The organism is Halomarina salina, from assembly GCF_023074835.1.
GTDB lineage: Archaea > Halobacteriota > Halobacteria > Halobacteriales > Haloarculaceae > Halomarina > Halomarina salina.
In genome coordinates this window covers 1,408,259-1,428,005 of record NZ_JALLGW010000001.1, presented here as the reverse complement: position 1 = coordinate 1,428,005, position 19,747 = coordinate 1,408,259, and the positions used below count along the sequence as shown (strand labels likewise).

General features: G+C 68.9%; 20 protein-coding genes and 1 tRNA gene. 12 read left to right on the top strand and 9 right to left on the bottom strand.

Annotation, left to right across the window (positions count from 1 at the left end; translation table 11 throughout):
* The first annotated feature begins 223 nt into the window (after positions 1-223).
* From MX571_RS07255 to MX571_RS07225, 7 genes are all read left to right on the top strand, one after another.
* Entirely contained in the window at positions 224-1,528 is a 1,305-nt protein-coding gene (locus MX571_RS07255) for a S8 family peptidase (protein ID WP_247415014.1), read from the top strand.
* Between the two features lie 96 nt (positions 1,529-1,624).
* Positions 1,625-1,981, top strand: a complete 357-nt coding sequence (locus MX571_RS07250) for an ArsR/SmtB family transcription factor (protein WP_247415012.1) — start codon at positions 1,625-1,627, stop codon at positions 1,979-1,981.
* Between the two features lie 34 nt (positions 1,982-2,015).
* Positions 2,016-2,315, top strand: a complete 300-nt coding sequence (locus MX571_RS07245) for a DUF7521 family protein (protein ID WP_247415009.1) — start codon at positions 2,016-2,018, stop codon at positions 2,313-2,315.
* A 222-nt stretch (positions 2,316-2,537) separates the two neighbouring features.
* A complete protein-coding gene (locus MX571_RS07240; RefSeq protein ID WP_247415007.1) occupies positions 2,538-3,686 on the top strand; it encodes a S1C family serine protease in 1,149 nt (382 codons plus the stop codon).
* A 318-nt stretch (positions 3,687-4,004) separates the two neighbouring features.
* A complete protein-coding gene (locus MX571_RS22670; protein WP_247415005.1) occupies positions 4,005-4,916 on the top strand; it encodes a universal stress protein in 912 nt (303 codons plus the stop codon).
* Between the two features lie 247 nt (positions 4,917-5,163).
* The gene (locus MX571_RS07230) at positions 5,164-5,511 is read left to right on the top strand and encodes a hypothetical protein (protein ID WP_247415004.1); all 348 of its coding nucleotides are present in this window, start codon (positions 5,164-5,166) and stop codon (positions 5,509-5,511) included.
* A gap of 52 nt (positions 5,512-5,563) precedes the next feature.
* Entirely contained in the window at positions 5,564-6,307 is a 744-nt protein-coding gene (locus MX571_RS07225; RefSeq protein WP_247415003.1) for an Lrp/AsnC family transcriptional regulator, read from the top strand.
* A 752-nt stretch (positions 6,308-7,059) separates the two neighbouring features.
* Here the strand turns inward: MX571_RS07225 and MX571_RS07220 are convergent.
* Positions 7,060-7,133, bottom strand: a tRNA-Ile gene (locus MX571_RS07220).
* Positions 7,134-7,215: 82 nt separating this feature from the next.
* Complete coding sequence (locus tag MX571_RS07215) at positions 7,216-7,704, bottom strand: FxsA family protein (RefSeq protein ID WP_247418454.1); 489 nt, start codon at positions 7,702-7,704, stop codon at positions 7,216-7,218.
* A gap of 131 nt (positions 7,705-7,835) precedes the next feature.
* Between MX571_RS07215 and MX571_RS07210 the strand changes: the two genes are divergently transcribed.
* Positions 7,836-9,518, top strand: coding sequence for a DUF255 domain-containing protein (locus MX571_RS07210; protein WP_247415002.1), 1,683 nt, complete (start codon positions 7,836-7,838; stop codon positions 9,516-9,518).
* A gap of 42 nt (positions 9,519-9,560) precedes the next feature.
* A complete protein-coding gene (locus MX571_RS07205; RefSeq protein WP_247415000.1) occupies positions 9,561-10,364 on the top strand; it encodes a TrmB family transcriptional regulator in 804 nt (267 codons plus the stop codon).
* A 320-nt stretch (positions 10,365-10,684) separates the two neighbouring features.
* On the opposite strand, the gene MX571_RS07200 is transcribed toward MX571_RS07205, so the two are convergent.
* From MX571_RS07200 to MX571_RS07190, 3 genes are all read right to left on the bottom strand, one after another.
* On the bottom strand, positions 10,685-11,083 hold the full coding sequence (locus tag MX571_RS07200) for a VOC family protein (protein ID WP_247414998.1): 399 nt from the start codon (positions 11,081-11,083) through the stop codon (positions 10,685-10,687).
* Between the two features lie 134 nt (positions 11,084-11,217).
* On the bottom strand, positions 11,218-12,156 hold the full coding sequence (mptA, locus tag MX571_RS07195; protein WP_247414997.1) for a GTP cyclohydrolase MptA: 939 nt from the start codon (positions 12,154-12,156) through the stop codon (positions 11,218-11,220).
* A gap of 164 nt (positions 12,157-12,320) precedes the next feature.
* A complete protein-coding gene (locus tag MX571_RS07190) occupies positions 12,321-13,133 on the bottom strand; it encodes an NAD(+)/NADH kinase (RefSeq protein ID WP_247414995.1) in 813 nt (270 codons plus the stop codon).
* Positions 13,134-13,309: 176 nt separating this feature from the next.
* On the opposite strand from MX571_RS07190, the gene MX571_RS07185 reads away from it, so the two are divergent.
* Positions 13,310-13,480, top strand: coding sequence for a DUF1059 domain-containing protein (locus tag MX571_RS07185; protein WP_247414994.1), 171 nt, complete (start codon positions 13,310-13,312; stop codon positions 13,478-13,480).
* 79 nt (positions 13,481-13,559) lie between these two features.
* Here MX571_RS07185 and MX571_RS07180 read toward each other — a convergent pair whose 3' ends face one another.
* The 3 genes from MX571_RS07180 to MX571_RS07170 form a co-directional block, all read right to left on the bottom strand.
* Positions 13,560-14,549 (bottom strand): aldo/keto reductase, encoded by a 990-nt coding sequence (locus MX571_RS07180; RefSeq protein ID WP_247414991.1) that lies wholly within the window; start codon positions 14,547-14,549, stop codon positions 13,560-13,562.
* Between the two features lie 135 nt (positions 14,550-14,684).
* The gene (locus MX571_RS07175) at positions 14,685-14,975 is read right to left on the bottom strand and encodes a DUF8028 family protein (RefSeq protein ID WP_247414989.1); all 291 of its coding nucleotides are present in this window, start codon (positions 14,973-14,975) and stop codon (positions 14,685-14,687) included.
* 305 nt (positions 14,976-15,280) lie between these two features.
* Positions 15,281-15,724, bottom strand: coding sequence for a DUF8009 family protein (locus tag MX571_RS07170; protein WP_247414987.1), 444 nt, complete (start codon positions 15,722-15,724; stop codon positions 15,281-15,283).
* A gap of 135 nt (positions 15,725-15,859) precedes the next feature.
* Between MX571_RS07170 and MX571_RS07165 the strand changes: the two genes are divergently transcribed.
* Positions 15,860-16,909, top strand: a complete 1,050-nt coding sequence (locus MX571_RS07165; RefSeq protein WP_247414985.1) for a S66 family peptidase — start codon at positions 15,860-15,862, stop codon at positions 16,907-16,909.
* A 166-nt stretch (positions 16,910-17,075) separates the two neighbouring features.
* A complete protein-coding gene (locus MX571_RS07160) occupies positions 17,076-18,584 on the top strand; it encodes a right-handed parallel beta-helix repeat-containing protein (protein ID WP_247414983.1) in 1,509 nt (502 codons plus the stop codon).
* 38 nt (positions 18,585-18,622) lie between these two features.
* Here MX571_RS07160 and MX571_RS07155 read toward each other — a convergent pair whose 3' ends face one another.
* Positions 18,623-19,714: a phosphotransferase family protein gene (locus MX571_RS07155; protein ID WP_247414981.1), complete on the bottom strand. Its 1,092-nt coding sequence runs from the start codon at positions 19,712-19,714 to the stop codon at positions 18,623-18,625.
* Between the last annotated feature and the right edge of the window lie 33 nt (positions 19,715-19,747).

Genomic DNA, 19,747 nt, shown 5'->3' with positions numbered 1-19,747 from the left:
AGTCGTCAGATAAAAACTGGCGGTGCCCAGCGGGAGTGCTAGACAGGTGGCTCAACCGACCGCCCTACCGGTCGATGTCGGACCGGTTCGGAGGTGGGCGATGACGGACGAGACGATAGCCGAATCGAACAATCAGCTATCTGGTCGGTTGGTTTAACACAACGTCGCGCGAACCAATAGCGAGGTCGGTCACCGGTAGCCGGCGGCCGACCCAGAGTGAACTATGGCCGAACGCATCATCCTCGTCACGGGACGTCCCGAGTTCCTGTACGACTGTCCGTGTACCGTCAAGGAGACCTACGACTTCGGCCGCTGGGGGTCGGCGGCGCTCGTCGAGTACGACACCGAGGCCGAGGCGGCGTCGGTGCTAGAAGCCGACGACCGGGTCCACAGCATCGAGGAGAACCACACGGCGACCCTCCGTCTCGAACCCGAGTACGTCAGCGAGAACCCCGACGACGTCGCCACCATCGAGGACGTCCGACGGCTCCACGACGTCCCCGCGAAGAGCGCGCGCGGGAGCGGCGTGACGGTGGTGGCGATGGACTCGGGGGTCGACACCTCCCATCCCGTGTTCAGCGACGCGACCATCGAGCAGGTCGACGTCACCGGGAGCGGGAGGGGCGACGCCGTCGGGCACGGGACGGCCGTGCTCGGGCAGGTCACCCGGCTCGCTCCCGAGGCGGACCTCGTCTCCCTCCGCATCTTCGGGGAGCAGGGGCAGACGAAGACGAACGTCATCATGCGCGCGTACGAGTGGCTCCACAACAACACCGGCGAGTACGACGTCGTCAACATGTCCTGGGGCGCACAGCAACGCTCGGAGCAGATCGACAGGACGCACAACGAACTGATAGCGAAGGGCGTCCGCGGCGTCGTCGCGGCCGGGAACAGCGGCGAGAAGGGCGGCAGCCCCGCGACCGCCGACCGGGCGTTCAGCGTCGGCGCGTGTACCGTGGACGGGACGATGGCGGAGTTCTCCTCGTACAACCCACGGCGCGACAACCCCGACGTCACCGCCATCGGGAAGGACAACCGACTCGCGCAGGCCGACGGGACGACGATGGGCACGGAGCTCTCCGGGCGCTGGGTGAAGGCCTCCGGCACGTCGTTCAGCGCACCCGAGGTCGCGGGGATGGTCGCGAAGTACCTCGGCGTCCACCCCGACGCCGCCCCCGCAGATATCGTCACCGCGTTCGAGGAGACCGCCCGCGACATCAAGGACCAGCCACGCGACGGGGCCGGACTCGCCGACTACCGCGCCGCGGTCGGCCACGGTGGGGCCCCCGCACCGTCTCCACCCACGGAGCCGTCACCCGAACCGTCGCCCGACGGCGTCTCGGCGACGGTCTGGGACACGCCGACCCGCGACCTGCTCGAAGTCGACGCCGACTGGCTGACCGCTGGCGAGTACACGGTGACGCGCACCCAGAGCGACGGCGAGGGGACGACGCTCCGACTCGTCGCCGACGGCCAGGAGGGCGGTGGGTCGGGGCGGTCCGGCCACGCAGAACCGGGCGAGGAGTAGTCCGGACCGCGCCGCAGGCCGCCCGTCCGATGCCTCTCGACCTCCGAACCTCCCGGAGGGACAGACATATTGTGCACGCCGGAGTCCGAGTCGTGTGTGAGCACGGAGCGGGAGTCGGCCGAGGTGTTCGCGGCGCTCTGCAGCGCGCACGCCCGCGAGATGCTCGTGGCGGCCGCGTCCGAGCAGTTCTCGGCCGAGGAGTTCGCCGACCACTGCGACGTCTCGCTCCCGACCGTCTACCGCCACGTCGAGGCCCTCGTCGACCTCGGCATGCTCGAAGAGCGGACCGAACTCGACCCCGACGGCAACCACTACACCGTGTACCGCACGAACCTCGACTACGTCCGGTTCGACCTCAACCAGTCGGGGTTCCTCGCCACCGTCCGGCGACAACTCGACGTCGTCGACCGGTTCGGCGACCTCTGGAACGACCTCGAAGCGCCCTCCGACTGAACGCGGCGCGTCACCCAACGGACCGAGCACCCCCATGTCCCAGCCACCCGAACTCTGGACGACGGCCGTCAGCACCCTCCTCCTGCTCGTCGTCGGCGGCGCGCTCGCGGCCGTCAGCTACCTCGCCTACCGCCGGGAGGAGCGACGGTCGCTCCGCACCGCCACCGTCGGGTTCGCGCTGCTCACGGCCGGGAGCGTCGTCATCCCGTTCTACCAGTCGGTCGTCCGGCGCTCGTACGTCCTCGGCGGGGTGGAGCTGCTGCGACTCCAGACCGTCCAGACGACGATGGTCGCGCTCGGACTGCTGGCGCTCGTCTACTCGCTGTACCAGTGAGGCGTCGCGCCGGGGCGACCGACCGCACCACCGGCTCGACGGGGGCGTTTTCATCGAATCTAGTCGCGCTCGGGTACCTTTCCCCGCGTAGCCCCCACCTCCACCCACGATGGAGCGACTCACGAGCCGACGGTCGAACGCAGTCGACGCACCGCTCTCCGGTCGGACGGACCCCCGGACGCAGGGACGGAACCGTGACGAACGGCGACTGGAGGGCGAGCGATGAGTGACCGCTCGCTCTCGCGTCGGCGCTACCTCGGCGGTCTCGCGACCGCCGCCGCCAGCGGACTGGCCGGATGTTCGGGCGTCCTCGGTGACCAGGAGTCGAACGAGAGCGCGACCGAGCCCCCAACGACCGACGCCGGAAACGGCACCGCGGACGGGAGCGAGAGCCCGTACACGCAGGTGTACCGCGACGCGATGCCGTCGGTCGTCCTGCTGAACGTGACCACCGCCAGCGGCGAGGGACAGGGGTCGGGGTTCGTCTTCCGGGACGAGTACGTCGTGACCAACGAGCACGTCGTCGCGGATGCTACCGACGTCCAGGTGCGCTTCTCCCGAGGCGAGTGGCGCTCGGCCTCGGTCGTCGGCACGGACGTCTCCAGCGACCTCGCGGTCGTCCAGGTCGACGACCGGCCCGACTACGCCGATGACCTCCGGTTCCGCGAGGACGAACCGGCCATCGGGACGGAGGTCGTCGCCATCGGCAACCCGTTCGGGCGGTTCGACGGGTCGGCTTCGGCTGGCATCGTCAGCGGCGTCAACCGGTCGATTCCGGCACAGAACGGCTACACGATCCCCGACGCCGTCCAGACCGACGCCGCGGTCAACCCCGGTAACTCCGGCGGCCCGCTCGTGGACCTCGACGGCCGGGTCGCCGGCGTCATCAACTCCGGCGGCGGCGAGAACATCGCGTTCGCCATCTCGGCGGCGCTCGCACGTCGCGTCGTCCCCGCACTGGTCGAGGACGGCGACTACACCCACGCCTACGTGGGCGTCGGGCTGGCGACGGTGACGCCCGCGCTCGCCGAGGCGAACGGGCTGGAGCGACCGCGCGGCGTCTACGTCGACCGGGTGCTCGGCGGCGGGCCGTCCGACGGTGCCCTGCAGGGAAGCGACGGCCGACAGCGCGTCGACGGTGCGGCGGTACCGACGGGTGGCGACGTCGTCGTCGGCATCGGTGGGACGGCCGTCGACACCCGCCAGCAGCTCTCGTCGTACCTCGCGCTCCAGGCCTCGCCCGGGGAGGCAGTCGACGTGACCGTGCTCCGGGACGGCGAGGAGCGAACGGTGACCGTCGAACTCGGCGAGCGGCCCGAGCGACCGGGTGCGGGCGTCGGGGGGACCGAGACGCCGAACGGTCGCCGATAGGAGTCGCCGACGGGGGTGCTGGACCGCGGTGATAGGGACGTGACTCGTCGGTGCGGAACAGGTCGTCACAGGTACTGACCGGTCGATGCGAGGAGGAGCGACGAGCGGGGGACGGTGGGTGCCTCTGACAACTCCCCGACAACCGCCAGCAACGTGTCGGTCCCCCAACGAGGAATCAGTACCGCCTAGCTGTCTAGGGGGGCAGTGCTCGCTGCGCCCGCGGACGGGACGAAGCGACTTCCTTCCGAGACCGAGCGTCAGGAACCGTTCGACACGACTCAAGCGACCGGCTCGCGTAGTGACACGTCGTGAGTGACCGTGACCTACGACACCATCCTCATTCCGACCGACGGGTCGACCGAGACGACGCCGGCCTTCGAACACGGACTCGCCATCGCCGAGCGGTTCGACGCGTCGGTCCACGCGCTGTACGTCGTCGACCTGGGCTACTCGGAGGCGGAGTTCCCGGACGACGACGCCTGGAGGAGCGTCTACGAGGACGCAGAACGCGAGGCGAACGCGGCGCTCGACGACCTCGCACTGCTCGCTCAGGAGCGCTCGCCGACGATATCGGTCGTCCGTTCGATTCGACACGGTCACCCCGCACAGGTCGTCCTCGACACCATCGAGGAGACGGCGACCGACCTCGTCGTGATGGGACCACGGCGGACGTCCCGCATTCGTCGCCTCTTCGTCGGCAGTACGACCGAGCGTGTCGTTCGAGCCTCCCCGGTACCGGTGCTGACGCTCCGCGCTGAATCCGACGAGACGGCCACCGAGCGCGGCGACCCCACGACGGAGTACGCCGATATCCTCGTCGCGACTGACGGGAGTCCGGGGTCGGCCAGGGCCGTCGAGCACGCCGTCGCGCTGGCGGCGGAGTACGAGGCGACGCTCCACGCCATATCGGTCGTCGAGCGACGATACGCGCGCTCGTCGTTCCGGGAGTTCGTGGAGGACGAGGGGTATCGAGCGCTCCGGTCGGTGCTCGACAGGGCCGCCGAGGCGGGAGTCCACGTCCGCACGGAACTGGTCGAGGGCGTCCCCCACGAAGCCATCGTCGAGTACGTCGCGGACCACGGCGTCGACCTCGTCGTGGTCGGCACACACGGACGAACCGGCCTCGACCGCCTCGTACTGGGGAGCGTCGCGGCGCACGTCGTCCAGACTGCCTCGGTCCCAGTGGTGACGGTACCCTCCGCCGCGCACTCGGACGCCGGGACGGCCTAGCTGACCGCGGCCTCACGCCAGCGGCGTCGGGGTCCGGCCGGTCGATGGCGACCAAGTGCACGCTCACCGAGGACGGGCCCCTCGGTGTCGGTCAGCGGGCAGGCAGCATCCCGATCTATTGCTGGAGGCGTATCTACATCCTCCTCAGATATCGAAAGAGGAATTTAGAACTCGATTCCCCACACTAGCAGTAGAATATCCCGCGATTCGGGGTGGGAGTTAAGGCGGTGAGTCGAGTACCGGGTCTATGGACGATGACGACGAGACAGCGACCACCGCCACCGTCCCCGAGGAGTTGCGAACCAGCGTCGACGAACTGGACGAGCGAGCGGTCAGGACGCTCGTCGAGTACTGCCGACGACGGCTCGACGAACTCCACGACCCGGTGTCGACACACCTCGAACCGCAACCGGGCGAGGAGTTCGTCGAGGTCACCGAGCGGGAGGCGTACACCGAAGTGGTGAAACGAGAGCCCTGCGCCGAGGGCTGTTCGGACTGTCCGCACGGGCCGTTCCTCTATCACGTCACGGAGGAGCGCCACCCCGACGGGACGACGCACCTCCACTGGGCCTCGCTCGGACCGGTCGAGCAGTGACGAGGAGACTGTGAGTGGAAAGGATTAGTACCGGACCCCTGCTCTCTTGTCTATGGATTATCGACTCGACGAGATAGACAAGCGAGTCATCTACCGGCTGATGGAGGACGCGCGGAACACCTCCGCGCCCGACATCGCCTCGGAGATGAACGTCTCGCCGGGCACCATCCGCAACCGCATCCGCCAGCTCGAAGAGCACGACATCATCACGGGCTACCACGTCAACGTGGACTTCGAGCGGGTCGAGAAGCGGCTGACCAACCTCATCGTCTGTACCGTCCCGGTCCCGGAGCGGGCGAAACTCGCCGCGCAGGTGAGCCAGATTCCGGGCGTCGTCAACGTCCGAGAGGTGATGACCGGGCAGCGGAACCTCCACGTCGTCGCCGTCGGGACCAGCATGGAGGACCTGACGCGCATCTCGCGGGCCATCGCGTCGTTCGACCTGGAGATCGACGGCGAGGACCTGCTCCAGCGCGAACACATCGAACCCTACGCGCCGTTCGGCCCGGAGAACGGTCACGGAACGGCCTCGCTGACGGACTTCATCAGTCTCGCGGGCCACGCGCAGGTCGTCGAGGTGACCGTCACGTCCGACGCACCGGTCGCCGGCCACACGCTCGAGGAGGCCAACGAGGACGGCCTGCTCGACGACGGACTCCTCGTCGTCGCCATCGAACGCGACGGCCAGATAATCACGCCGCGCGGTGAGACCGCCATCCGCCCGGACGACGTGGTGACGGTCTTCTCCAAGGAGGAACTCTCGCGTGACATGGTCCAGCGGTTCACGACCGCGTAGCGAGTCCCCCGTTCGGTGAGCGTCACGGCCAGTAGACGGTACCCGGTCGCTATAGTTGTCAATAGAATTAAGTATGGTGCGCCGCGAGTCGATGGTAGAGACGTCGTCGCTCCCTCGGGACCGACAGTGAAGGAAGGTGGACGAGTCCCGTTCATGCTCACGGGCGGCACGTCTCGACCCACACACGCTCCAGACAGGCCCCGACGGCCCGTGTGTGTACCGCCAGTGCCCGGAATGCACTGGCGGCACTCCTCTCGACACGTCCAGCAACTGCGTCCTCGTCGTCGGACGAGCGGCGCACTTCGGGCTAGTTAAGGACGATAATACAGTCTTACCTATCCCTATGGGACGGACACACTCACGCGAATCCCGGACATTAGTTAAATACGTCGCACCCGAGAGTCGGAACACGCACCGCTCCGGCCGGGCAGTGGCCCACGCTACTCGACGGGCCACGTTCCGCATCCCCACATCTCGGAAACCCACCTGTGACCGGACCGGAGCCGTGCGTGTAACTTCTCTGAGAAGTCCAGACCCATAAGCCTAGTGTCAATTGTCGCGAACCGATAGACTCAGCGTTCGTGGCCACTCCCGACCGAAGAACCGTCACTACGTTCTGTCGTACAGAACGGCGTGGGAAACGAAACAGAACCGGTACGAATCGACGCAGGTGCTCCTCGAAGTGCGAGTCCGAGATTGAATGGCTGGGGAGGTACGCCCCGTTTCGGTTCGGTCGCCGGGTGGCGACCGGATGGGTCGACACGGATTTGAACCGCGGACCTCCCGGTTATCAGCCGAGCGCTCAACCTAACTGAGCTATCGACCCGTCAGGGCGCAGTTCGGGATACCGGCGAGATACAATTAAGCGTGTCGCTTCGGCAGCGTCGACTGTCTCTCGTCGCCCGGTTTCAGTTGTCGCTCCCGCTACTCCGACCCACGTCGTACTCGTCGTCGTCGAGGTCGTACGGGTCGTCGTCGTCCGGGAACCCGCTGGTGTACACCTGCCCGGTGGCGAAGCCGCCAGTCTTCGCGTCGACGTAGGGGCGGACGACCCACCGTCGGACCGCGACGCGGACCGGGTAGCGCGTCGGCGGCAACACCAGCAGGAACCCGATGGAGTCGGTCACCAGCCCCGGCGTGAGCAGGAACGCGCCCGCCGCGACGAGCAACGCACCGTCGATGAGTTCGTCCTCGGGGAGCGACCCACGGGCGAGTTTGCGCTGGATGCGCCGCGCCGTGTGACGGCCTTCGGCGCGGACGAGCAACAGCCCGACGAGTCCCGTCAGGACGACGAGCGCGACGGTCGGTACCAGGCCGAGAATCGGCCGCACGCCGACGAGCAGCACGAGCACGTCGAGGAGGGGGATGAGCAGCAACAGCCCGACGATACGCAGCATTCCCATGGGCCACGATAGTCCGTCCGGACGCAAACGTGTTCCGGCCTGCCGCGTCTCCGGGCCGGAGAACGACGGTCGCAACGACCGCCCGAGTCAGAACCCTTTCGACGGACGCCACCCGACTCGGACGCATGACCAACGAGTCGCTCGTCGACTGGTACGAGTGGGGGCCGGAGGCGTTCGCGTCTGCACGGGACCGCGACGCGCCGCTGGCGGTGTTCCTGACCGCGCCGTGGTGTACCTGGTGTGACCGGATGGAGCGCGAGGGGTTCGGCAGTCCGATGATCGCCGCGAACGTCAGCGAGGCGTTCGTCCCGGTCCGGGTCGACGCCGACCGGGAGCCCGCGGTCCGCGAGCGCTACCAGATGGGCGGGTTCCCGTCGCTCGTCTTCCTCACGCCCGACGGCCGACTCGTCACCGGCGCGACGTACCTCGACCCGGAGGGCCTGCGCTCGGTGGTCGAGCGCGTCCGCGAGGTGTGGACCGAACGCGGCGCGGAGACGGGGCGCGTCCCGCGTGCGCTGCAGGACCCCGACCCGCCACGTGGCGCGCTGGACGACCGCGTCGAGGCCCACATGGCGGGACAGCTGGAGGACTCGTTCGACGAGCAGTTCGCCGGGTGGGGCACGGACGCGAAGTTCCCGCTCCCGCGGACCGTCGAGTTCGCGCTCAAGCGGGACCGACAGCGCGCGCTCCGCACTCTCGACGCCGTCGCCGGGAACCTCGCCGACCCGGACGGCGGGTTCTACCGCTACGCGACGACCCGCGACTGGTCGGACCCCCACTACGAGCGCCTGCTCGACGAGAACGCCGCCCTGCTCCGCGCGTTCGCCAACGCCTACCTCCACACGGGCGACGAGCAGTACCGCGACGTCGCCGAGAACGCTGTCGGCTACCTCACGACGACGCTCTGGACCGATAGTGACGAGGAAACGACGGACGGCGGGGTGACGGCAGAGACCGAGCCGACGGGCGCGTTCGCGGGGAGTCAGTCCGGGGAGGACGACTACTTCGAACGCCCGGTCGACGACCGAGGCGACGCGGACGCACCCCACGTCGACGCGACGGCGTTCGCCGACCGCAACGCGCTCGCGGTCGACGCCCTGCTGTGGTACCACGCGTACACCGACGACGACACTGCACGCCGGTACGCAGCGACAGCGCTCGACACCGTCCTCGACACGCTCGAATCCGACGGTGTCGTCGCTCACCACGACGGTGGCCCGACGTTCCTCATCGGCGACCAGGCCCGCCCCTGTGGCGCGCTCACGACCGCCGCGCAGGTCCTGGGCGACGAGCGGTACGTCGACGCCGCACGCCGCGTCGCCGACCGCACCGTCGAGACGCTGTTCGTCGACGGGAGCCTCCTCGACAGTCCGCCCGCGGACGACGCGCTCGGCCTGCTCGACCGGCCGCTCCGACCCATCGACACCACCGTCGAGTTCGCCGACGCGCTGGTCGACCTGGCAGTCCTCACCGGCGAAGAGCGCTACCGCGAGACGGCCCGCGAGAGCCTCGAAGCGTTCGCCGGGGCGCGAGACCGCATGGGCGTCGACGTCGCGGGCTACGCCACCGCGGCGGCGCGCGTCGTCGACCGGCCGCTGACCATCGAGGTGACGAGCGACGCCGGGAGCGACCTCCACCGCGCGGCGCTCCGGGTCGCGGACCACGAGAAGGTCGTCGTCCCCGGTGCCACGGTGGACGGCGACCCCGAGGACGGCGACGCACCGTTCGCTCGAATCACCGCGAACGGGACGCACGCGACGGCCACGACACCGGCCGAACTCCAGCGTCGTGTTCCCGAACTGAACTAAACTCCCGAATCGTTTTTGGTAGATGGGTCCGTGGAACGTGTAATGGCTAGCCTCCGCGACCTGGGTCTGTCCGAGTACGAGGCACGAGCGTATCGTGCACTCCTGACGACCGGGCCGACAACCGCGAAAGAGTTGTCGCAGGTGAGCGACGTGCCGATGGGCCGCATCTACGACGTGCTCAACAGCATCGAGCAGTACAACCTCGTTCGCTCGCAGAGCGCCTCCCGCCCCAAGAAGTACGTCGCGGTCGAACCCGAGACCGCGCTCGACCGCCTCCTGCAGGACAAGAAGCGCGAACTGGCCGAGAAGGAGACCCAGTACGAGGGCATCGTCGACGACCTCGTCGGGAGCCTGGACACTGCGAACACGGTCGAGGAGCGCTTCTGGACCGCCGCCGTCGGGCCGGGAGAGACCCAGGACCTGATGGTGGAGCGACTGGCCGCCGCGGACGACCGCATCCTGATGGTCGCCTCGACGTTCTCCCAGGGCCTCGACGTGAACGACCTGGGCGAGCGCATCGCCCGAGAACTCGAACGCGCGCTCGACCGCGGCGTCGAGATTTCGCTCCTCATGCGCCCCCAGCTCATCGACGACCTCCCGCAGTCGGTCGGCCAGCGCTACCGGAACTCGCTGTCGCCACACGACCAGTTCGACTGTCGGACCAGCGACGACGTGACGGGGAGTTTCACCGTCATCGACGGTGTCGAGGCCTGTATCGAGGTCCCCCACCCGCTCCACTCGGACGGCACGTTCGCCATGATCGACCTCAAGGACCGCGAGTTCGCCGGCGAGATCCGCGACGAGTTCGAACCGCGGTGGGCTGGAGCCGAACCGCTGAGCTTCTAAACGACCTTTTATCCACGAGTGGGGGTTCGCTCGCTTCGTCGCCGGCGGCGGAGCCGCCGGCTTCCAGCGAGACGGCTTCGCCGTCTCGCCCGGCTCGCTCACCCCACAGGGTAAAAGCTCGATAAAAGGATTCCCTCACCACCTCGTTCGCTACGCTCACTCGGTGGTTCAGTCACCCCGCTCGCTCACTGCGTTCGCTCGGGGTACGATGGAACGATTGTGTGTGACGCCACCATCGCACTGCCTCTGCAGACTCCGAGCGTCCGAACTGGATGGCGGTGGAAAACTGAAGACAGCTGACCGATAGCCGACGGGCCTCCTCAGTGGTCGCCCATCAGTCCGATACGGTTGCCCTCGGTGTCGCGGACGATGGCGTACACCATCGACTCGCCCTCGATGTCCTCCGCCCCGACGAGGATCTCACCACCTGCACTCCTGACCCTGTCGAGTGCGTCGCTCATCGCGTCGGTCACGGTGAGGTAGACGGTCGGCCCTGTCTCGCCGGGGTCGAACGACACGGTGTCGCCACCGCCGAACGTCATCTCGCCCGCTTCGAACAGGCCGCCGCCGACCTCGCCCTCCTCGACGGCGAACATGAGGTAGGGTTCGTCCGTGTCGCTCGCCTCCTGTAGCTCCGTGTCGAACACCGTCGAGTAGAACTCGGCCGCCCGGTCGAGGTCCTCTGCCGGTACGTCGAACCAGATGATAGCGTGTGTCATGGTGCGCTCCGCCGGGGACTCCCCGGCAGTCGGAGTTGGCAACGACCGGCAATGAACGCGCGCCTAGCGGGGTGAAAGTGAGCGAGTGAAGAACGCGCAGCAGCCTCCAGACGGCCGATTCCGAGCGTCTTCCGTCAGTTCTCGTCGTGCCCGTTGACCTCGCCGCGGAGCGTCGCCACCTCGGCGACGCGTTCGGCGTGGGCGTTGTGCTGGTGGATGGACTCGTCGTTCGACTGCTTCATCGTGACGATGGCGTCGTCCGGGAGGTGTTCGAACTGTTCGACCACGCCGTCTGCCATCGCGCGGACGCAGTCCTCGACGAACTTCGCGTCGGCGTGGCTCTCGTAGGTCATGTGGTCCTCGTCGGGGCGCTTGGCGAGGTTGTAGATGCGAGCGCTCATCGAGTCGCGGGCGACGTCGATGACGTCCGTGAGGTCGACGTCGGGCGAGCCGTCGGCCTCGATGGTGAGCGTCGCGTGCCCGCGCTGGGAGTGTCCTGGCTGTGGAACCTGGTCGAGGAACTCGTCGATGGTCTCGCGTTCGACGCCGAGGTCCTCCAGCGTCGTCCGGGCACGGGACTCGGACATGCCCTGCGAACAGGGGCAGACGGTCATCCCGGTAACGCGCGCACCGACCGTCTCGCGGGTGCCGTCGTCGGTGGCCGTCGCCGCGGCGATGATGTCGGCCGTCGACTGCGTGACGCGGTCCGACGCGGGCGTCCGGTCGTGGGTGACGTACGTCGCCTCCATCCGGACCTCCGCCTCGGTCGTGTACTCGTGTTTCGCGAGCAGTCGTTCGGCGGCGTCGCCACAGACGTCCTCGACGCGGTAGGCCGTCTCGCTGACGGCCTGCTCCAGCGTCTCGTCGATGACCTCCATGTTCCGGCTCATGTCGGCGCCCTTCCGCCACGACGGCAGGTCGACGTACACCTCGAACTCGGCCATCAAGACGATGGGCCGTCGCTCGTCGCGGTCCAGTTTCACGAGTTTCTCGACGCCGGTCACACCGACGCGATTGAGCCCAACCGTGACGTCCGGGCTCGTCGCCTGGACGTCCGGTAGCTGTTTGCTCATTAATATACAGTTGGCTTGCCAGTCTGTTATGGGTTCCGAAAGCGCCAACGCCGAGACCAGTAACGAGTACACTCTGTCGGCTTCTTACCGTCGGAATCCGAGATAGCGGCAAGTGACGACGCCGACGCCGCGGTCGCCGAGCGGTCCCGGCCGCTCGTCTCCGCTCAGTCGAGTTTCGCCAGCGCCGCGAAGAAGTCGAGGTCCGGCCCCGCGATGCGCACCGGCGTCCCGGACCGCCGGATGGTCACGTCGGTCGGCGGCGTCACCTCCTGGACGCGTCGACCGTCGCTGACCACGACGGCCCGGTCCGGGCCGTCGACGCGGACCACGACGTCGCTGTCGGGGCCGACGACGAGCGGCGGCATCCCCTCGCTCGCGCACATCTCCGTGACGACCAGGCCCGATGTCTCGGGGTGGACGAGCGGCCCACCCTCGCTGAGGTTGTACGCGGTGCTCCCGGTCGGCGTGGCGACGAGAACGCCGTCCGCCCTGCCGCCCGAGTACAGCGACCCGTCCACGCGCACCTCGACCTCCACGCCGCCGCCGTGGCCGCGCCGTTCGCCCATCACGACCACCTCGTTGAGCGACGCCGGGAGCGCCCAGTCCTCGCCCGTCGCCCGCACCCGCGGGAGTTCCTTGACGGGCATCTCGTCGCGCCGGTACTGGTCGACGACGCGTTCGACGGCGGTGACGGCGTCCTCGGGGGCCGTGACGTTGAGGAACCCGACCTCGCCCAGGTTGACGCCCATCACGGGTGTCTCGCCCGCGCCGCGGGCCGTGAACAGGAACGTTCCGTCGCCGCCGATGCTCACCACCAGGTCGCGGTCGCTCATCGCGTCGACGGGGACGCCGGACGCGTCGATGGCCGCGCCGGTCGCGTCGTCGACCACCACCTCCGCCGCCACGGCATCGCTGATGTCGCCCGCGAGCGCCGCCGCTCGTGGGTTGTCCCGCTGCGCGACGATGCCCAGTTGCATGGAATCGAATCGGTCGGCGGTCGGTTTAACAGGTTGGATATCGGGCACCCCTTCCACCGGCCACGACGCGAGGGTAGCGTAACTCACCCCGGACCAGACCAACCCCGCAGGGTGACTGTGTTCCGTGATGACCGACGACACCGTTAACCGACCGACTACCCAACCCGGCACCGGACATGTCAAAGAGACTGGAATGCATCGTCGACGGCTGTGACGCCTCCATCGAGGGCGAGAGCGAGGACGAGGTGATGGCGCAGGCGGAAGCGCACGCACAGCAGACACACCCCGACCTGACGCTGGACGAGGAGACGGTCCAGCTAGCCCGGTCGAACATTCAGGAGGTGTAGGACGGCGGACGAGGAGGGCCAAGAAGAGCGACCGACGTGTCGTCCGCCGGGGGGACGACGCGCAGTCGAGGTCCGACGGTCAGTCCATGAACGAGACGTTCTTCGACGCCGCCAGTCGCTCGAACTGGTCGTCGTCGAGCGTCACGTCGTCCGCGACGAGGTTCTCCTCGAGTTGCTCGACGGTCCGCGCGCCGACGATGGGCGCGGTCACCTGCGGGTGGTGCTGGAGGTACGCGAGGCTCACCTGTGCGGGCGTGGCGTCGACCTCGTCGGCCACCTCGCGGACCACGTCGAGGGCGTCGAAGTTCTCCTCGGTCAGGTAGCGCTCGGCGAACCGACTCGACTCCGCGCCGCGGGTCCCCTCCGGCATGTCCGCCTCGCGGGTGTACTTGCCCGTCAGGAACCCGCCAGCGAGCGGCGACCACGGGCAGATACCGACGTCGTACGTCTCGCACATGTCGACGTAGTCGTACTCTATCTCGCGGTTGACGAGGTTGTAGCGGGGCTGCGCGAGCGTGAACGGCTCGTAGCCGCGTCGGTCGGCAATCTCGTTCGCCCGTGCGACCTCCCACGCGTTCGGTTCGAACGTCGACGCGCCGAGGTAGTTCACCCGGCCGTCGTCGACGAACCCGTCGAGCGTCCGCATGAACTCCTCCGGGGGCGTCTGGTCGTCGAACCGGTGACAGTAGAGCACGTCGAGGTAGTCCGTTCCGAGGCGCTGGAGGATGTGTTTGAGCTGCCGTCGGAGGTGTTTGCGGCCGATGCCGCGACCGTTGGGGTCGTCCTCGCGGGTCGGCCAGTACACCTTCGATGCGACGACGAAGTCCTCCCGGTCGCGGTTCGCCAGCCAGTCGCCGATCCACTCCTCGCTGAGGCCGTCGCCGTACATGTCGGCCGTGTCGATGAAGTTCCCGCCGTGGTCGGCGTAGGCGTCGAGGAGGTCGAACGCCTGGCCCTTCTCGACCTCTACCGTTCCGGCGTCGGTCTCGCGGCCGAAGCGCCACGTCCCGAAGGAGAGCGAGGAGACGGTCGTACCGGTTCGGCCGAGCGGCACCGTATCGAGGTCCATACCGCCGCCGTCGTGCGGATGGGTCTTAGTCGCGGCGGTGGACCGCTCGGCGGTGGACCGACGGTCACACCGACGGGCGTTCGGCCACGAAGAGAGGAGGGGGTCGAGGAGCGTCCAGGCCGGACCGGAACGGGTTCAGTCGTCGCGCACGGGGGCCGCGTCGCCAGGGGCCGCGTCCCCGTCCCCGTCGCGGCGGTGTGCGTGGCCGAGGACGAGACAGACCGCGTTCAGCGCGAGGAGGGCGCCGACGGTCGACTGCGTCGAGAGGGAGTCGAGACCGCCCGCGAGCAGCGGGAGGTAGCAGAACGGCAGGGCCACCGCGAGCCAGAAGGCCATGGCCGAGACCGTCCGCGCCGTCGTTCTGAGGTACTGTACGGGGAGGGAGGGCGTCCGCGTCGGTTCGGAACGGAGCGTTTCGGTTGACATCGGGGACTCGTCCTCACCTCATCCTGTGAGGGCTTATAGCCCGCAGAGCGTTCGTCGTATTTCATGACTTTTCACCCCGGAAGACAATGATACCCGACCTTTCACGGAGCGCCCAGAGACGGTTAGAACTTTTATCGCCCGCTCTCGTCGCTTTTCGTGACACTCTCGCCGAGTCGATTCTGTCGTCGTCGAGACGGACGAACGAAGCCGTCAACGTGCGCCACCGTCTCCCACGGCGCGTTATAGGGGCCGTACAACCCGGAGTTAAGTGCCGATTCACCGGTGGAGACGGGCCCACGGCCACTTCAGCCGAGTCTGCCGACCCGGAGTCGCCTGGCGCCGTCGGCGGTGGAGAGCTGGAGGTCGTCGCGGAGGTGGTCGACGACGGCGCGACGCCACGCGGCCACCGCCGTCGCGTGGTAGTCGTGGTGCGCGTCGGTGCTGAACGGCCCATCGTTCGCCCGCAGGCGGTCCTCCGTCTCGGCGGTGGTCGGGTACGGGGGCGCGTCCGCGTCGAACAGCGCCCACGGGTCGACGTGAATCGCGTCGGGGTCGGTGACCACCCACGCGCCGCAGCCGGCCGGGGGCTCGGTGCGGTCGGGCGTCGCCACGTGGAGGCGCGCCCGCATCCGGCCGTGGAACGGCGGCGTCGCTCGCAACACGACCGGACGACCGTTCCGTCGGGCCTCCGCGGCGCTCACCACGTCGTCGACGGTGACGGCGAGCGAACGGACGGCGGTCGGGTCCACGCTCCGAGGGAACGGTCGCTGGTGCTTAACCACCACGGCCGCCGCGTCGGCGCGCCGAACCACCGGCATCGCCGAACTCTCACACGGTGACACGGCTCCCCGAACGCCTTTCCGCAGCCTCTGCGAATCCGTCGCATGGAGTTCCGCACCCCGCCTCCCCTCGTCGCCGGTGACCGGGTCGCCGTCGTCGCGCCCTCCAGCGGCGGTGCGCGCCGCGCGCCACACGTCCTCTCGCTGGCGCTCGACCGGCTCCGCGACCGGTTCGGCCTCGACCCGGTCGTCCACCCCACCGCCCGGCAGGGCGACGAGTTCCTCTCGGCGCACCCGCGAGCACGCGCGGCGGCCGTCCACGAGGCGTTCCGCGACCCCGAGATTCGGGCCGTCTTCGCCACCATCGGCGGGGCTGACCAGCTACGCGTCCTCCGATATCTGGACCCCGAGGTGCTGCGCGAGCACCCGACGCGCTTCTTCGGGATGAGCGACAACACGAACCTCCAGCTGCTCCTCTGGCGCGAGGGCGTCGTCTCGTACAACGGCGGCCAGTTGCTCAACCAGGTCGGGGCGCCCGGTCGCCTCCCGGCGTTCACCGAACGCTACCTGCGACGGGCGCTGTTCGACGAGACGCTGGGTGACCTCGACGGCGCCCCGCGCTGGACCGACGACACCATCGAGTGGTCGAACCCGGAGTACGCCGAGACGACCCCGGAGTACGAACCGGCTCCCGACTGGACGTGGGCAGGTGGGACCGAGCGAGTGACGGGCCGCGTGTGGGGTGGCTGTCTCGCTATCGTCGACTGGCACCTGGCGACCGACCGCTACCTCCCCGCGCCCGAGCGACTCGACGGCCAGGTGCTCGCCCTGGAGACCGCCGAGGACCTCCCCCGCGCAGAGCAGGTCCGGCAGACGCTGATGTGCATGGGCGAACGCGGCCTGCTCGAACGGTTCGACGCGGTGCTCGTCGGCCGCCCACAGACCCGGAACCGCTTCGAACGCCCGTCGAACGAGCGACGGGAGCGCTATCGGCGCGAACAGCGTGAGGCTATCCTGGGCGAACTCGCGCGCTACAACCCCGACGCGCCCGTCGTCTTCGACCTCGACTTCGGTCACACCAACCCGACCGTCCCCCTCCCCGTCGGTGGTCGGGTCGTCGTCGACCCCGGTAGCGAGACGATACGATTCACCTGACAACGACCCGAAGCGAACTCGTCAATCCGGAAACTGTTGCCGGTGAAACGGCAGCACGTAACCGGGGTGGTAACCGGAGCCTCACCGTCCGTTCCACGTCGGTTGTGCGCTGCCTTTCGATTGAAACGCCCGGGTAACGAAGCATCCATCTAGCTCAGTAGGGACGATGACAGTCTCGCACGGGCGGCGGGTCGCCATCCTGGCACTCGTCGTCGCCCTCGTCGCGGTACCCACCGCGTCGGCCGCTGTGACCGCACAGCAGTCGACACAGAACGAAATCGACACCTGTACGACCATCGACCAGGCCGGGGAGTACACGCTCACGAGCGACGTGGGCGCGAACGCCTCCGGGGAGGCCTGCCTCACCATCGCGGCGGGCGACGTGACGCTCGACGGGAACGGCCACTCAGTCGACAACGCCGGTGGCGCGGACACCGGCATCCTCGTCCAGCGCGGCCAGCAGAACGTCGCCATCGGTGACGTGACGGTCACCGGGTGGACGAACGGTATCGACCTCGTCGACGCCTACGGTGCCAGCGTCGACGGCGTGACGGTCAGCGGGAACCAGCGCGGTATCACGTTCGGCCAGACCGTCGAGGCGACGGTCAGCGACTCAACGGCGACCGGCAACGACTACGGTATCCTCGTCGAGGAGAGTCAGGTCACCCTCAGCAGCGTCGACGTGACCGAGAACGCGAACGGTATCGGGGGCCTCTACGCGGACATCGTCCTCGAACAGAGCACCGTCTCGAACAACGACGGGGACGGCATCGTCACCGATTCGAGTTCGCTGACGGTCGACCGGAGCGCCGTCGAGAACAACGGTAACAACGGTATCAGTGTGTCCATGCCGGAGTCCACGACCATCCAGTACACCATCATCGCCGGCAACGGGAACGGCGTGAGCGCCGAGCGCGGGCAGGTCGACGCCCGCGAGAACTGGTGGGGTGCCGACAGCGGTCCCTCCGGGAACGTCGAGGACCCCGCGACGGGCAGACTCGCCGACGGCAGCGGCGACAGCGTCAGCGAGGGGTCGGAGTCGGGCGTCTCGAACGTCCGGTTCGACCCGTACTACGTGACCGACCCGCGGACCGGCGACGGCCAGCTCGTGGGCGACGAACCGACGACCGACGAACCCACGACGGAGCAGCCGACCAGCGAACCGACCACCGACGAACCGACCACCACTGCACCGACGACGGCCGCACCGACCGACGACGGTAGCAGCGGGGACGGTAGCGGAGACGGCGACGCCGGAGCCGGTGACGGCGACGCTGGTGCTGGCGACGGTGGAGACGCCGGTGGGTCCGACGGCACAGAGAGCACCGAGCAGTCCACCATCGACCAGTCGCCGGACAGTAACGAGGCCGACGCGACCACCTCGGCAGCGACCGGCGGCGACACGACCGACTCCACGGCCGGGAGCGAGTCCGCGACCACCGACGACACGGCGACCGGCGAAGGTGGGGCGAACACCACCTCGGCACCGGCCGCCGGGCCTGGCGCACCCGCCAACGAGACGGGGACGACGGCCGCTGGCGAGAACGCCACGCGGACCGCACAGGTCATCGGTGGCGAGGGGAACGACACGTCGGACGGGAGCGGACCCGGCTTCGGCGTCCTCGCGGCGCTCGTCGCACTCGGTGCGACCGCGCTGCTGGCACGCCGCGACTGAACCGACCGCGACCGACCGCGTTCGGCCACGAACCACGACTACTCGTTTTCGAGCGTCCGTAGCACGCGGTCCAGATGAGCGCGGTGGAACGCCATCGCCTGGTCGCCGTCACGCTCGGGATAGCCCGGTCGAGTGACGACACCGCGTGCGTCGACGGCCGTCCGGACGATGGCCGCCAGTCGGTAGTAGGGGCGACGCGCCGCCCGGTAGTCGGCCGCGAGCGTCCTCGCCTCGCGGTAGCCGTCGTGGAACGCCGCCCGGAGCGCCGGGGAGGGCGCGTACCAGTCGACGACGACGTACTCCGCCTTCGCCAGCGAGAACTCGGCGTGGGCGGTCAGCGGGTCGCCCCAGTCGATGAGCGTCAGGCGCTCGGCGGCCGCAGTGCCGGTGGGGGTGTCGACAGTCGCGTCCTCGGCGCTCTGGTCGGCGTCGACGTTCTCGCCGGCGTCCTCGGCGTACCGCGCGTTGCCGGGGCGGAGGTCCCACGGGAACAGCGTCGCGGGTGCGTCGTCCGGTGAGAAGTCGTCGAGCGCCGCTGCGACCCGGCCGCGCTGGTCAGCCAGCGAGTCCGGGAGCGCCGCCAGACCCTCGTTCGCAAGGGTGTCGAACCAGGACGGCCACGACTGGGGGTCGGCGACGGTGAGGCGGTGACCGTCGGGGAGCGGGTCCACCCGGTCCTCCCGGCCGTTCCTGTCGTCCCAGTCCTCCTGGTCGTCGAGCGTGAGTCGGCCGTGTCCCGTGAAGCGGAACGTCTCGTGGAGCGTCCCCAGCGCCCGACCGAACGCGGCGACGACGGACCGCCGTTCGTCCGGTGGGAGCGTGGTGAACCGTTCGTGGAGGTCCACACCGGGTGCGTAGTCGGCGACGAGGTAGCCGGCCCCGTCGAGGCGACCGGTCGCGCGGACGGCGGGGACGCGGAGGGACGTCCTGGCGGCGATAGCGTGGGCGAGCGCCGCTTCGAGGCGGAGGTGTTCGGGGGCGGGATGGAGGTGTACGACCACCCGGTCAGCGCCGTCGAGCGTCGCCAGGAACGTCCGTTTCGTGTTGCCCGTCGCCGTCGGAGCGAGCGCCTCGACGCGACGCTCGGGGAGTGCGGTGGCGAGCACCCGGCGCGCGGTGTCGCGGTTCACAGGGGGAACAGGGAGGCGTGCCGCAAAGTCCGT

Bases quoted from the DNA above. Each gene is read 5' to 3' on its own strand.
- MX571_RS07225 (WP_247415003.1), top strand. From the start codon at position 5,564: ATGGATTATCGACTCGACGAGATAGACAAGCGAGTCATCTACCGGCTG.
- MX571_RS07165 (WP_247414985.1), top strand. From the start codon at position 15,860: ATGGAGTTCCGCACCCCGCCTCCCCTCGTCGCCGGTGACCGGGTCGCC.
- MX571_RS07245 (WP_247415009.1), top strand. From the start codon at position 2,016: ATGTCCCAGCCACCCGAACTCTGGACGACGGCCGTCAGCACCCTCCTC.
- MX571_RS07200 (WP_247414998.1), bottom strand. From the start codon at position 11,083: ATGACACACGCTATCATCTGGTTCGACGTACCGGCAGAGGACCTCGAC.
- MX571_RS07240 (WP_247415007.1), top strand. From the start codon at position 2,538: ATGAGTGACCGCTCGCTCTCGCGTCGGCGCTACCTCGGCGGTCTCGCG.
- MX571_RS07180 (WP_247414991.1), bottom strand. From the start codon at position 14,549: ATGGACCTCGATACGGTGCCGCTCGGCCGAACCGGTACGACCGTCTCC.
- MX571_RS07160 (WP_247414983.1), top strand. From the start codon at position 17,076: ATGACAGTCTCGCACGGGCGGCGGGTCGCCATCCTGGCACTCGTCGTC.
- MX571_RS07215 (WP_247418454.1), bottom strand. From the start codon at position 7,704: ATGCTGCGTATCGTCGGGCTGTTGCTGCTCATCCCCCTCCTCGACGTG.
- MX571_RS07190 (WP_247414995.1), bottom strand. From the start codon at position 13,133: ATGCAACTGGGCATCGTCGCGCAGCGGGACAACCCACGAGCGGCGGCG.
- MX571_RS07230 (WP_247415004.1), top strand. From the start codon at position 5,164: ATGGACGATGACGACGAGACAGCGACCACCGCCACCGTCCCCGAGGAG.
- MX571_RS07210 (WP_247415002.1), top strand. From the start codon at position 7,836: ATGACCAACGAGTCGCTCGTCGACTGGTACGAGTGGGGGCCGGAGGCG.
- MX571_RS07255 (WP_247415014.1), top strand. From the start codon at position 224: ATGGCCGAACGCATCATCCTCGTCACGGGACGTCCCGAGTTCCTGTAC.
- MX571_RS07175 (WP_247414989.1), bottom strand. From the start codon at position 14,975: ATGTCAACCGAAACGCTCCGTTCCGAACCGACGCGGACGCCCTCCCTC.
- MX571_RS07205 (WP_247415000.1), top strand. From the start codon at position 9,561: ATGGCTAGCCTCCGCGACCTGGGTCTGTCCGAGTACGAGGCACGAGCG.
- MX571_RS07185 (WP_247414994.1), top strand. From the start codon at position 13,310: ATGTCAAAGAGACTGGAATGCATCGTCGACGGCTGTGACGCCTCCATC.
- mptA (WP_247414997.1), bottom strand. From the start codon at position 12,156: ATGAGCAAACAGCTACCGGACGTCCAGGCGACGAGCCCGGACGTCACG.